The organism is Corynebacterium sp. c7Ub_26, from assembly GCF_053760365.1.
Window position 1 is genome coordinate 354,533 of the sequence record NZ_JBSNBL010000002.1, and the last position, 12,342, is coordinate 366,874.

The 12,342-nt window shown below is 55.6% G+C and carries 12 protein-coding genes; 4 read left to right on the forward strand and 8 right to left on the reverse strand.

Annotation, left to right across the window (positions count from 1 at the left end; genetic code table 11):
* Nucleotides 1–20: 20 nt before the first annotated feature.
* The 3 genes from ACWORE_RS05015 to glyA form a co-directional block, all read right to left on the reverse strand.
* Nucleotides 21–1,196, reverse strand: a complete 1,176-nt coding sequence (locus tag ACWORE_RS05015; protein WP_012731229.1) for an acyl-CoA dehydrogenase family protein — start codon at nt 1,194–1,196, stop codon at nt 21–23.
* A gap of 604 nt (nt 1,197–1,800) precedes the next feature.
* Nucleotides 1,801–2,427: an isochorismatase family protein gene (locus ACWORE_RS05020; RefSeq protein ID WP_455302995.1), complete on the reverse strand. Its 627-nt coding sequence runs from the start codon at nt 2,425–2,427 to the stop codon at nt 1,801–1,803.
* A gap of 2 nt (nt 2,428–2,429) precedes the next feature.
* Nucleotides 2,430–3,776 (reverse strand): serine hydroxymethyltransferase, encoded by a 1,347-nt coding sequence (glyA, locus tag ACWORE_RS05025; RefSeq protein ID WP_455302997.1) that lies wholly within the window; start codon nt 3,774–3,776, stop codon nt 2,430–2,432.
* Nucleotides 3,777–3,893: 117 nt separating this feature from the next.
* On the opposite strand from glyA, the gene coaA reads away from it, so the two are divergent.
* Complete coding sequence (coaA, locus tag ACWORE_RS05030; RefSeq protein ID WP_455302999.1) at nt 3,894–4,820, forward strand: type I pantothenate kinase; 927 nt, start codon at nt 3,894–3,896, stop codon at nt 4,818–4,820.
* A gap of 4 nt (nt 4,821–4,824) precedes the next feature.
* Here coaA and uppS read toward each other — a convergent pair whose 3' ends face one another.
* The 4 genes from uppS to mca form a co-directional block, all read right to left on the reverse strand.
* Complete coding sequence (gene uppS, locus ACWORE_RS05035) at nt 4,825–5,682, reverse strand: polyprenyl diphosphate synthase (protein ID WP_296139425.1); 858 nt, start codon at nt 5,680–5,682, stop codon at nt 4,825–4,827.
* A 132-nt stretch (nt 5,683–5,814) separates the two neighbouring features.
* The gene (locus ACWORE_RS05040) at nt 5,815–6,945 is read right to left on the reverse strand and encodes a 3-deoxy-7-phosphoheptulonate synthase (protein ID WP_455303001.1); all 1,131 of its coding nucleotides are present in this window, start codon (nt 6,943–6,945) and stop codon (nt 5,815–5,817) included.
* 21 nt (nt 6,946–6,966) lie between these two features.
* On the reverse strand, nt 6,967–7,407 hold the full coding sequence (locus tag ACWORE_RS05045) for a hypothetical protein (protein WP_455303003.1): 441 nt from the start codon (nt 7,405–7,407) through the stop codon (nt 6,967–6,969).
* A 219-nt stretch (nt 7,408–7,626) separates the two neighbouring features.
* On the reverse strand, nt 7,627–8,565 hold the full coding sequence (mca, locus tag ACWORE_RS05050) for a mycothiol conjugate amidase Mca (RefSeq protein ID WP_455303005.1): 939 nt from the start codon (nt 8,563–8,565) through the stop codon (nt 7,627–7,629).
* Nucleotides 8,566–8,939: 374 nt separating this feature from the next.
* Here mca and ACWORE_RS05055 point away from each other — a divergent pair, with 374 nt between their 5' ends.
* Both ACWORE_RS05055 and greA read left to right on the forward strand, forming a co-directional pair.
* Entirely contained in the window at nt 8,940–9,395 is a 456-nt protein-coding gene (locus ACWORE_RS05055) for a DUF4307 domain-containing protein (protein ID WP_046203112.1), read from the forward strand.
* Nucleotides 9,396–9,516: 121 nt separating this feature from the next.
* Nucleotides 9,517–10,023: a transcription elongation factor GreA gene (gene greA, locus ACWORE_RS05060; protein WP_455303007.1), complete on the forward strand. Its 507-nt coding sequence runs from the start codon at nt 9,517–9,519 to the stop codon at nt 10,021–10,023.
* A gap of 218 nt (nt 10,024–10,241) precedes the next feature.
* On the opposite strand, the gene ACWORE_RS05065 is transcribed toward greA, so the two are convergent.
* Complete coding sequence (locus ACWORE_RS05065; RefSeq protein ID WP_296139383.1) at nt 10,242–11,123, reverse strand: Bax inhibitor-1/YccA family protein; 882 nt, start codon at nt 11,121–11,123, stop codon at nt 10,242–10,244.
* Between the two features lie 430 nt (nt 11,124–11,553).
* Here ACWORE_RS05065 and ACWORE_RS05070 point away from each other — a divergent pair, with 430 nt between their 5' ends.
* Nucleotides 11,554–12,195, forward strand: coding sequence for a hypothetical protein (locus ACWORE_RS05070; RefSeq protein WP_455303009.1), 642 nt, complete (start codon nt 11,554–11,556; stop codon nt 12,193–12,195).
* Nucleotides 12,196–12,342 lie beyond the last annotated feature (147 nt).

The window sequence follows — 12,342 nt, forward strand, 5'->3', positions numbered from 1 at the left end:
CACCGTGGTTTCGTCGTGCCTTACTTGCCAGCGCCCTTGGCAAGGCGACGGGCGATGATTTCCTTCATGATTTCGTTCGGGCCACCGTAGATTGGCTGCACGCGCGTATCCAGGTAATGCGTGGCGATCGGGTATTCCATCATGAAGCCGTAGCCACCGTGCATTTGCAGGGCGTTGTTCACCACTTCGACCTGCAGGTCCGTGGTCCACCACTTGGCCATCGCCGCTGTTGTTTCATCGAGTTCGCCCTTGACTTTTGCTTCAATACAGGCGTCGACGAATGACTGGGCGGCTTGGATCTTGGTTGCCATTTCGGCGAGCATCCACCCGTAGGCCTGGTGGTCAACCAGTCGTTTTCCGAACGTCTTACGGTCCTGGCTGTGCTGGTAAACGAGATCGAAAGCGCGGCGTGAAGTCGCTACAGAGCCAACGGCAATCGATAGCCGCTCTTGCGCCAAGTTGTGCCTCAGGTAACCGAAGCCGGCACCTTCCTCACCGAGGAGGTTCTCGGCGGGAACGGTGACGTTTTCAAAGGACAATTCCGCGGTGTCCTGCGCCTTAAGGCCGACTTTCTTCAGCGGCCCCGTCTTGGTGTACCCTTCCATACCGTCCTCAACAATGAGGAGCGAAACACCGGCGCGGCCCTTTTCAGGGTCAGTAACGGCCACGATAATCGTGAAGTCTGCTTGGACACCATTGGAGATGAATGTCTTGGCGCCATTCACGATGTAGTTGCCGTCGGCGTCTTTCTTAGCGAGCGTGCGGATTCCCGCGAGGTCAGCGCCGGCACCCGGCTCCGTCATAGCAATAGCGGCGATCTTCTCACCAGCACAAAGTGGACGCAGGAAGCGCTCTTTCTGCTCGTCATTGGCGAAACGCTCGAGGTACGGAACGACCAAGTCATTGATCGTCTGCACGGAAACAATGACCGAACCGCAATCAGACTGGGCCAGCTCTTCCGAGAGGATGGCGTTAAATCGCCAGTCGTCCATGCCTCCACCGCCGAATTTTTCGTCGGCAGTAATTCCTAAAAGTCCGAGTTCACCGGCTTTTTTGTACATGTCGCGGTCGCAATAGCCCTGTTCATGCCACTGATCAACATGAGGGGTGATTTCCTTGGCAACGAAATCGCGGGCGGTTTCACGAAACATCTTGTGCTCGTCATCGAAAATCGTGCGAGGTAAGAAGTTCTTCATGGGATATGCGCTCCTTATCTGTCCTTTTTGTGATTAGCAGCAGTTTTCGAGGTCTGACAGTGACCGCGACGTGAACACTACTTTAGGTGGTAGGTCATGATTTACATGCGATCGTAACCCATGTCACAGATTTACGAGAGCTAATTCTCAATCACGACATGGCGAGATAAGAAGGCCGGGGGTAAAAATTACCCCCGGATTAGATTGGTCAAAATCCCACTGACCAGGCGATTTCAATTATTGATACAAATAAGTTGCTTAAATCATTGACGGATTGCTTTAGGTAAGGCTAAATTGAAGGTCGTACCGCAGCGGGATGTTCGAGAACGCTCTACCACCCGGGGACATCAGGGGTTCCCTAGGTAGGCGGAGCATCTCAGAGTGGTGCACAGTGATGAAAATCGATACTGGTTGTGCTGGCTCGATCGGCAAGGGTCATTCCTCTTCTCCCCTTCCTGATCTGCCTTCCCTCAGCGCTCGTCACCTCCTCCAGGCGCCGAGGACACCAGCACTGTCGTCGCCAATATCGACCTCCGGAATAGAAACGGCACTGTGATGGCCTCGTCAACCATCACAGTGCCGTTTCACTTATCAGAATCAAGAGCTAGCGCACCGACACACCTGCATGCTTCATATCTTCCACAGCTTTCATGCTGGACTCGGGGGCAACACCTGCACATAAGTCCGGGAGAAGAGTGACAGCGAATCCCTCCGCGATACCATCGAGCACCGTCGCCTTAACGCAGAAATCTGTCGCGATCCCGCAGACGTCGATGGACTCGATCCCCTGCTTACGCAACCAGGGGCCTAGCCTCTCCGGCTGCCCGCCGCCCGAGGCCTCATCGGTTCCTTCTAGATACCCCTCAAAGCCGCTATATGCAGCTTCATATTCGCCCTTCAGGAACCAGTAGTCGACAGATGAGACATCAAAGTTAGGGTGCGAGTCAGCCCCCGGGGTACCGACCTTGCAGTGGACGGGCCACGTCTCGACGAAATCGGGCTCCACACCGGGTGGTGCAAAGTGCGAACCAGGGTCGATGTGCCAGTCCTTAGTCCCCACAATGAAGTCATACTTGGCAGCCACGTCCGGACGCTGGACATAGTCGGAGATTCCCGTGGCCACAGTGTCGCCGCCCTCGCAAGCCAGCGCACCACCTGGGCAGAAATCATTCTGAACGTCGACAATGACTAAGCATCGGTGGGTGCGTGAGGAACTATTTGTATCGCGCATGATTACATCAGTGTCCAATCTTCCAGACCGTCATAGAGGGGGAATTGTGCCGCTAGGGCCTCAACCCGCTGACGTAACTCATCGCGGACCTCGTCGGATTTACCTTGATGGCCGCTGATCAACGTCTCCGCGATAATGTCGGCAACTTCCCCAAATGCTTCTTGATCAAATCCGCGGATCGCCAGTGCCGACGTCCCGATCCTGAGTCCAGAGGTGACCATGGGCGGACGCGGATCAAACGGCACGGCATTGCGATTCACCGTGATTCCCACATCATGGAGGGCATCCTCAGCTTCCTGGCCATTTAACGACGAATGACGCAGGTCAACGAGGACGAGGTGAACGTCGGTACCGCCGGTGAGGACGTCGATACCCGCCTCACCCGCATCGTCCTGAGTCAGACGGTTGGCCAAAATACGGGCTCCGGCGATGGTTCGTCGCTGGCGATCCCGGAATTCCTCTGACCCCGCGATTTTCATCGCGACGGCTTTCCCAGCGATCGCGTGCATCAAAGGACCACCCTGCTGGCCTGGGAAAACAGCCGAGTTGATCTTCTTGAAGAGGTCGAGATCATTCGTCAGGATCATTCCCGACCGAGGACCACCCAAGGTCTTATGAATCGTCGTAGAGACAACATCCGCGTACGGAACCGGAGATGGGTGCAGACCCGCAGCCACCAACCCCGCGAAGTGAGCCATATCCACCCACAATGTGGCGCCCACCTCATCGGCGATCTCCCGGAACGCCGCGAAATCCTCATGACGTGGGTAGGCGGACCACCCGGCAATAATGACGGAGGGCTTTTCCTCCAGAGCCTGCTGGCGAACCTTCTCCATGTCGATGGTCATGGTGGTGGGGTCTACTTCATAAGCGACCGCGTTATACAGCTTTCCGGAGAAGTTGAGCTTCATTCCGTGGGTCAAGTGTCCCCCATGAGCCAGGGAAAGGCCCAGGATCGTGTCGCCCGGCTTCGCGATGGCCATCAGCACGGCTGCATTCGCCTGAGCACCAGAATGGGGCTGCACATTGGCGTACTTCGCGCCGAAGACCTTCTTGGCACGGTCCCTGGCGAGGTCCTCAATGATGTCCACATTTTCGCAGCCCCCGTAGTACCGACGCCCCGGATATCCCTCCGCATATTTGTTCGTCAGCACCGAACCTTGGGCTTGAAGGACCGCTCGGGGAACGAAATTCTCACTCGCAATCATCTCGAGCGTATTCCGTTGGCGGCTCAATTCGCCGACAATGGCGTCGGCAACCTCGGGGTCGAGCTGGGATAAAGGCTGATTAAGTAGCTGATCAGGGGTGTTAGCGGTTGACGGGGTCGTGCGTGATGAAGAATTACTCATGAAGGCCCTTCCTCGCTGGGGATGGCGTGATTGCAGAACTACCCCATAGCTTAATGGGAGTATCGATTATGTACCCCACTTATGAGATAGGTCATTCGGCGGGGCACAATGGAAGACATGTCACGTGCGACTGAATCCAGCCCCTATCTGGAATTCAACAGACACCAATGGAAACGCTTGCGCATGTCTCAACCTCAGGTGCTGACCGAGGCCGAGGTCAAAGAGCTCCGCGGTGTAGGCGAGAACATTGCGCTGGATGAAGTGACCGAGGTGTATTTGCCGTTATCGCGTCTCATCCATCTTCAGGTGGAGGCCCATCAACGGTTGGGCCAGGCGACAGCGACGTTCTTGGGGGAAGACGTTCCCCATATTCCTTTCATCATTGGTATCGCGGGGTCCGTCGCCGTCGGCAAATCGACGACAGCTCGTTTGTTACAGAGGTTGCTTCAGCGGTGGGATTCTCATCCTAAGGTTGATCTGGTCACAACGGACGGCTTTCTTTATCCCACTGCCGAGTTAACGCGACGCGGCATTTTGGATCGAAAGGGCTATCCCGAAAGTTTTAATCGGCGTGCATTATTGCGTTTTATTACCGACGTGAAAGCCGGCTCTCGTAATGTTCGCGTACCGGTGTATTCCCACGAGTTGTATGACATTGTCCCCGATACGTTTATTACTGTTGACCGGCCGGATATTTTAATTATTGAAGGGCTCAATGTTCTTCAAGCAGGCCCGACGCTGATGGTTTCTGATTTCTTTGAATTCAGCGTTTATGTCGATGCCCATCCCCGTGACATTGAGCAATGGTATGTAGATCGCTTTTTGCAATTGCGACATATCTCATTTTCCGATCCCGACGCGCACTTCCACCATTTTGCCGAACTTGACGACGACACCGCCATCCGGGAAGCCCGTGAAATCTGGCAGCGAGTCAATTTGCCGAACTTGACAGAGAATGTCTTGCCGACGCGACCTCGTGCGTCTTTGGTGCTCATGAAGGGCGAAGACCACTCCGTACAGCGCGTTCGCATGCGGAAAGTGTGATGCGTTACCGGCCGAATCGACGGTTCCGTCGTGAAAAGTCGCGTAATGCGCGGAGGAAATCGACCCGTCGAAAAGCTGGCCAATACGTATCAGTGAACCAAATCTCCGAATAGGCCGATTGCCACAAAAGGAAACCGGACAACCGCTGTTCCCCGGACGTGCGGATAACCAAATCCGGATCAGGCTGGCCAGAGGTGTACAAGTGGTCAGAGATTCCTTGTACGGTGATTGCTTCCGCTATGTCGTCAAGAGAGAACCGCTGGTCATCCCCCAGTTCGCTGGCCTTGGAAGCGGACGCCGAATCAACCTGATGAGCGCTTTCACCGTCCTTCGCCGAGGATTCCCGAGATGCCTCATGCTTCTCTTTAACCCGGTCTTCCAGCAAGGACCTCACGGCGTCAACTATTTCCTGCCGCCCACCGTAGCCAACGGCCATGTTGACGCACACTCCGGTATGGTCAGCGGTCGCTTTTTCATTCGCCGCAAGACGGTCGGTGAGAGCGTCGGGAAGAATATCCCGGTGGCCGACCACCCGAAGCCGTGCATTCAACTTCGATTTCGCCAATTCATCGGACACATCCCCAATGATTCTGTACAAAAGTTCCAGCTCAGCCTTATCGCGGTGGAGGTTCTCCGTGCTCAGCAGGTAAATAGTGACAAGTTCAACCCCTCGTTCACCGGACCACTGAACAAGCTCACTGATTTTCTTCGCGCCGACGCGGTGGCCGTGACTCACGTCGATAAACCCGGCTTCCCGCGCCCACCGTCGGTTACCGTCGCACATGACGGCGATGTGCCGGGGTACGGGCTTCCCCTCAAGTGCCCTCACCAAGCTGGCCTCGTACAACGGATAGGTCGCCATGAGGGCAACGCGTTTGCAAGCGGCGCGAGCACGTTTCCCAGCTTGGCGCGCTGATGACACCAGCCGGCTTTCGGGCGCGCGGCCATCATCGCAGCGGGTGTTGGGCGGAATAGTCACGCTCATATGGTACGCCTATGCGCCGTGTCCCCTCGTGTGAACGGCACGGGCGAGTTCGTCGAGCGCACTCACCGTGGCATCCCACCCCATGCAGGCGTCGGTTATCGATTGACCATATGTCAAGGCCGCTTTTCCGTGCCGACGGATCATGTCCTCATCGTGGGCCTGTTTGCCGGGGACCAGGAAGGATTCCATCATCACACCATTGATTCCCGGCTCCCCCTCGGCGATCCGTTCGGCAATATCAATGACGACGGCACGCTGGCGGATGTGGTCTTTGCCAGAATTCCCATGTGAGGCGTCAATGGTCACTGCCGGGTGCAGGCCGGCTGCCGTGAGCCGGTCGGTGGCGGTGAGGACGCTCTCTGTTCCGTAATTCGGCCCGGATTCGCCGCCGCGGAGAATCACATGGCCGTCTGCATTTCCGGGAGAGCTAATCACTCCGACGTGGCCGTCGTCATCAGCCCCGACGAAGCGATGGGCCGCCGACGCTGCACGAATCGCATCAATGGCCTGCTGAATACTGCCATCAGTGGCGTTTTTGAATCCGATGGGCATGGGCAGCGATGACGCTAACTGCCGATGTACTTGGCTCTCGACGGTTCGGGCTCCGATGGCGCCCCACGACACTGCGTCGTGGATGTAACTTGTTGCAAGCGGTTCCACAAACTCGGTCGCCGTCGGCAAGCCTAAAGAAAGAACGTCGCGGAATACTTCTCGCTCTAGAGCCAAACCCCGGGCGATATCCCCGCTCCCGTCGAGGTCGGGATCGTTAACAAGTCCTTTCCATCCCACCGTTGTCCGAGGCTTTTCGCCATACACCCTCATAACGATGAAGAGGCGATCGGAATAACGCCGAGACTGTTCAGCGAGCCGAGTGGCGTAGCCATATGCTGCATCACGGTCGTGAATAGAACACGGACCAACAATAACGAGCAAACGACGATCCCGCCCGTGAATAATGTTCGCGATAGTTCGCCGGCTCGACTCGACTAACCGACGGGCATCCGCGTCCAGCTCAATGTCGTGCCGGAGTTCCCGAGGCGACGACAAAGGACGAACAGGTGAGACGTCGGTACGCGGAGCAGATGCGGTGGTCGCGGCATTATGCGATGCGACAGGCGAGGTTCCAGAAGTAGGGCGCATAAGAAAAGTAAACGATCGTAGCTAGATTCTATTTATCCGTTGTTCCATCTGCTTTTTCAACCGTGCTTGTGTTGGCCGTGATTTATGCTTCAATCGAACTTCCGGAAAACGGGAATTCGCATTGACGTCTTGTATGCCATTTTCAGCCATGCGACGATCGATTTCTTCGGCGTCAAAGACGTCGATGCCCTCTTTTTCTGCAAATGCGCGGCGCCGGTTTAAATTTTTAATTCGCTTCGTTGCTGAGCGGCCAAGAATAATAACGACGACTAAAAGCGCAATGAGTATAAGAAGGCCCACCGGTGACGCTTTACCGAATTCAGGCCCCAGCGGACCGCCCTTTTCCTGCTGGGCGAGGATCCCTCCCGTAGTAACCGCCAGGTGAGTAGACATCGTAGAGAGTTTCGCCCCACCGAGAGACACCAACTCTGCTGCTACGTCATATCCCATGATCACTGCCACTACTCCTGCTCCTTTTTCATGACCGTCCGACTAACCACGCGACGCTTCCGCCACGGCCGAAATACGCGGTGGGTAAACGACACAGCGGATTAGCCTCGGGAATAGTGTACGCCGTTGCGCTCCCCCTGTGACATCACCGTCGAAAAGCGATGTCATCGACGGTGGGCGTGCTATCCGCGGCGCGCGCACTAAAACCCAGCGTCGCGTTAAAGCGACAGGCTAGTCGTCGTCGCCCTGGGAATACTCTTGACGAGCAGCTTCGGACACCATCCCCGGAACATTCTCCGGCTGGTGATCAGGATCGATGCCAGCAAACAGATCGTTTTCCGGAAGCGACGTGTCAACGCGGCTGGCAGCCAACTCGAATTCCTCGGTCGGCCACACTCTTCTCTGGTCCTCGGGCGAAACCGCGAACCACCGGCTGTGCGGATCGATTTGCGTGGCATGAGCGCGGAGAGCATCATCACGCTTGTGGAAGAAATCTGCCACATTCACCTGCGTGGTTACCCGCTCCATCAAATCCGGCCACTCATCGGCCTTGTCGACGCGGTCCTGGTACGGGCTAGGCAGTCCGCGATTAATAAAGTCGTTGTTGAGGGCGAGGAACCGGCTCTTCACGAATCCGTGGGTGTAGTACATTTTCGACACAACCCACGGCTCGCCTTTTTCTGGGTGGAAGTCCGGGTCCCCGGCGCGCAACCATGCGCGGACAGAGACCGCGTGGGTCTTGATGTGGTCGGGATGCGGGTATCCACCGTTCTCGTCGTACGTGATCATGACGTGCGGGCGGAATTCGCGAATGACCTCAACGACGTCTGCGGTGGCTCCCTCTGTATTAGCTAATGCGAATGAGCCCTCCGGCAGCGGTGGCAACGGGTTCCCTTCGGGCAGGCCGGAGTCGACATAACCTAACCAGCGCTGCTTAATTCCCAGAATTTCGGCAGCTTTGGCCATTTCTTTCTTACGCAATTCAATCATGTTCTCGCGGACCTCGGGGCGGTCCATGGCAGGGTTAAGGATCGAGCCACGCTCCCCACCCGTGCAGGTCAAGACCATAACTTCATTGCCTTCGTTGGCGTACCGGGCTAACGTCGCTGCGCCTTTACTAGATTCATCATCCGGGTGCGCGTGAATTGCTAAGAGTCGAAATCCGGTCATGACATATCCTCCGAGTTTGTTAATAAATTAATCGGCCTTGTTGAACCACTGTTGGCCTTGTTGAGCCGTCGATGTACGAGCTTAACGCGCTCACACTATCGGGTATAACCAAGATATTTGGTACCAGCAAGAAATCCACATAAGGGTTGCAAACAAAGTTGATATCCAAAGTTGATAACACGAAATGGTTGTCACCAGGACGGTGCGATCGCCCGCAACTACCCCATGGCCAAGCCACAACAGCCATTTCTGTGACATATCACTTTTTACGTGGAATGTCCCCGGTTTTCAACTAGATCCGGTTTCTGAGCGTCGCCAGGTTCCACATCCCCTGCGGCTCTATCATCGGTAACTCCTGTCGTACTATAGGAGACATGACCGACCAGGATTCCCAGTCGCCCACAAGCCAGACCATCGAAGAACAACGTTATGGCTCATCACGGTCGGCATCGATCTCCGGCAAAGTCATCATTATCGGAGTTGTTCTCGTGCTGGTCATCAGCGGTTTATACATGTGGAATCAGTGGCGCAACGAATCCTCCCCCGACGTCTCTATTTCGTCGGCAGGTTTTGACCGCCCCAACGATTCGCTCCTGAATTTTACTGTCGACGTCACACGTGACGACGCTTCTCGCGCAGCGTATTGCATCGTGACCGCGCTGGATTACGACAAAAACGAGGTCGGGCGTCGAGAATTCGTGATCCCGTCAGGTGGCGAGAAGACCGAGCGCTTTAAGGTGGCTATTCCCACACGTGCTCGAGCGGTCGCCGGTAAAGAATATGGGTGTTCGACGGAGATTCCGGGCTATCTCGACAACTCGGATACATAAGCCACCGTTGCTGGCTTTGAATCCACCATCTCAGTGGTACCATGCACTGCGTTATACGAATCGAAGCATTTTATCTTCATGGAATCTTCATAGACCGCAACGATTGAGAGGCTGAATAAACATGGCTGAGGACACAAACACCCGTTGGCTAACCCAAGAAGCCTACGACCGTCTGAAGAAGGAACTCGACGATCTTAAAGCTAACCGCCCCGTCATCGCTGCCGAGATCAACGAGCGCCGCGAAGAGGGAGACCTGAAAGAAAACGGCGGTTACCACGCAGCCCGCGAGCAGCAGGGTCAAGAGGAAGCCCGCATCGCTTACCTCGAAGAGCTACTCGATTCCGCAACGATCGGCGAAGCGCCCTCCCAGAGCGGTGTTGCCCTCGTCGGTTCCGTTGTCCACGTGTACTACGACGGCGACGAAGATGACACTGAAACCTTCCTCATCGGTACCCGCGGTGTTCACTCACCCAACACCGACCTGGAAACCTACTCCACCGACGCTCCGCTCGGCGCGGCTATCGTCGGAGCTAAAGAGGGAGAGACCCGCGAATACCAGACTCCCAATGGTTCGACGGTGTCGGTCACGATCGTTAAGGCAGAGCCGTATGACGAGTCGAAGAAGTAATTCTTTACCGCGTCTTTAACAGCAACGCGAAAAGCCCTCCGTGAATGGTTACGGAGGGCTTTCTTATTGCCAGGGCAAGCGTACGGATTCTCGACGTGTCTGCTTTCTCGAGATGCCTGGCGTCTCAATATCGCGATATCAAAAATGCCGGCCAACAAACGATGCTGGCCGGCTACTTTCTCACCACGGAGAACCGCGGTGAGATCAATGATCTTGCGCTAGTTTCTGTTCGCGTACGAGAGCAGACGGAGGATTTCGGTGTAGAGCCAGACCAGCGTCACGGCCAACCCGAGAGCAACGCCCCACGCCATCTTCGACGGTGCACCTGCACGAACCAGTTGATCTGCGGTGTCAAAGTCCTGCAGGAAACTCAGCGCAGCCAAGCCGATGCACAGCAGCGAGAAACCAATGGCTAGCGGGCCACCGTCGGTAAGAGGATTGTGACCGGTGAAGACCGCGAGAAGCATGTTGCCTAGTGCCAGAACCAGCACGCCGACGAGCGCGCCCAACATGATGCGGTTGAACTTTGGAGTGACGCGGATAGCACCGGTCCGGTAAACGATCAGCATCCCGATGAACACGCCGATGGTGCCCAACACTGCTTGACCAATGATAGTGCCGGCATTCGCACCACTGACCATAACATTCGCAAAGACGCTAGTCAGGCCACCAACAAAGAGGCCCTCAAAAGCGGCATAAAGAAGAGTAACGACGGGTGAGCCGAACTTTTTACCGAACGTCGACACCATGACCATGATGAGTCCGCCGATCGCGCCAACCATGGTCAGCAAGCTGGAGACCTGGGGGTTCGACAGGGACAGCATGTAGTTGATGACGGCGCCGACGATAATGACCCCGAGCGTAATGCTGGTCTTGACGATCACGTCGTCAATGGTCATTCCGCGCTCTGCAGTTGTGCCCTCGGCCTGCTGCTGCATGGTCTGTTGACCGAACTGCTGGGCACCAGCCATCGATGCACCCCGCTGGCCGAACTGCTGGGCGTCTTGGCCTTGGCCGAATACGTACTCGCCCTGACCGGAACGGGCTTCACGCTTCCGTTCTTCCGTCAGGGAGCTGAAGTATGGATTTGAACTACGCACGGGGGGTAAATCCTTTCATCGTGCACTTAACTCATTAAGCGTCATCGTGGTGACCACTATAGGTGATCACCATGTTTGCGTTAACTATCTTCGCCACCACGCGGTATCTCAGAGCCGAGCTGACCTCAACAGATGAGGCTCGGCTGGCACCTGCGCTGCCGAAGACAGATACAACGGCTCGTCGTTAAGAGTAACGGACAAAGTAGAAGGTTTGTTCCCGCCCCTCCGCATGACAGGAAGTCTCGTCCCGCATAAACGAAGAAATCGATGTGACGCCCATAACGGATCGGAGCGACAAAACGATGTATCGTACAGGGTTTTAACCACCGTAGATCCCTTTACACAGCAAGCGATAACAAACGGTGGCATTTACAATACATCCGACGACAATTACGAAACCACACCAACAATTTAAGGAAACGAAAACACTATGCGCCTTTCCCGTTCCACCGTTGCACTCGGTTCCGTTGTCGTTGCCGCAACACTCGCTCTGACCGGTTGCTCTCACGACAACTCATCGTCGTCAACATCAACATCGCTCGTGACGTCATCAGTGACGACGTCTCCCTCGTCTTCACCTCCTCCGTCACCGTCCTCTGAGTCCCCTTCTTCTGAAGAGCCGAAGAGCACGGACAATCCTGACGATAAAGACAAGGCTGACAAAGAGAACGATCGCAAGGACGACAACAAAGACAAGAAGGACAATAAAGACGGGGATAAGGATAAGGACAAAGAGAACAAGAAGCAGGCGGACAACAAGCCGAACAACAACAAACCGGCCGACAATAAGCCAAAAGACAATCCCGCCCCACCTGCTGCACCAGCCCCGGCACCTCATAACGACGGTGGCAACCAGCAAACTGAGGCGCAAAGCCAGCAGCCCAGCAAAGAAGAAACACAGCCCAGCGAGACTTACCAGTTGCGACCGTGGGAAAACTTCACCGTAAAGCACCCAGTCGTGGAAAACTCACCGTGTGGTCCGGAACTTGATCGCGGTGCCACTGGACAAACAGAGCAAGGAAAGCCACTGCATTGCTCAGACAGCACGAACCCCAAGTGGGTTCCCTGGTGACCACACCACCCGGGAGAACTGACCGGTAAAACGTCTGTAAAAAGTGGGTCAGCCGGTATGAATTATCGCTCAGGGGGGTGGTGTCCAACCTGGGATTAATATATAATATATGTTGTACATGTCACCATCGAGATCGTTGAACCTGTA

What these genes read in the sequence shown, in the direction of transcription:
- ACWORE_RS05020 (WP_455302995.1), bottom strand. Translation starts at nt 2,427, where the DNA reads ATGCGCGATACAAATAGTTCCTCACGCACCCACCGATGCTTAGTCATT.
- ACWORE_RS05070 (WP_455303009.1), top strand. Translation starts at nt 11,554, where the DNA reads ATGCGCCTTTCCCGTTCCACCGTTGCACTCGGTTCCGTTGTCGTTGCC.
- ACWORE_RS05055 (WP_046203112.1), top strand. Translation starts at nt 8,940, where the DNA reads ATGACCGACCAGGATTCCCAGTCGCCCACAAGCCAGACCATCGAAGAA.
- glyA (WP_455302997.1), bottom strand. Translation starts at nt 3,776, where the DNA reads ATGAGTAATTCTTCATCACGCACGACCCCGTCAACCGCTAACACCCCT.
- ACWORE_RS05015 (WP_012731229.1), bottom strand. Translation starts at nt 1,196, where the DNA reads ATGAAGAACTTCTTACCTCGCACGATTTTCGATGACGAGCACAAGATG.
- mca (WP_455303005.1), bottom strand. Translation starts at nt 8,565, where the DNA reads ATGACCGGATTTCGACTCTTAGCAATTCACGCGCACCCGGATGATGAA.
- ACWORE_RS05040 (WP_455303001.1), bottom strand. Translation starts at nt 6,945, where the DNA reads ATGCGCCCTACTTCTGGAACCTCGCCTGTCGCATCGCATAATGCCGCG.
- uppS (WP_296139425.1), bottom strand. Translation starts at nt 5,682, where the DNA reads ATGGCGACCTATCCGTTGTACGAGGCCAGCTTGGTGAGGGCACTTGAG.
- greA (WP_455303007.1), top strand. Translation starts at nt 9,517, where the DNA reads ATGGCTGAGGACACAAACACCCGTTGGCTAACCCAAGAAGCCTACGAC.
- coaA (WP_455302999.1), top strand. Translation starts at nt 3,894, where the DNA reads ATGTCACGTGCGACTGAATCCAGCCCCTATCTGGAATTCAACAGACAC.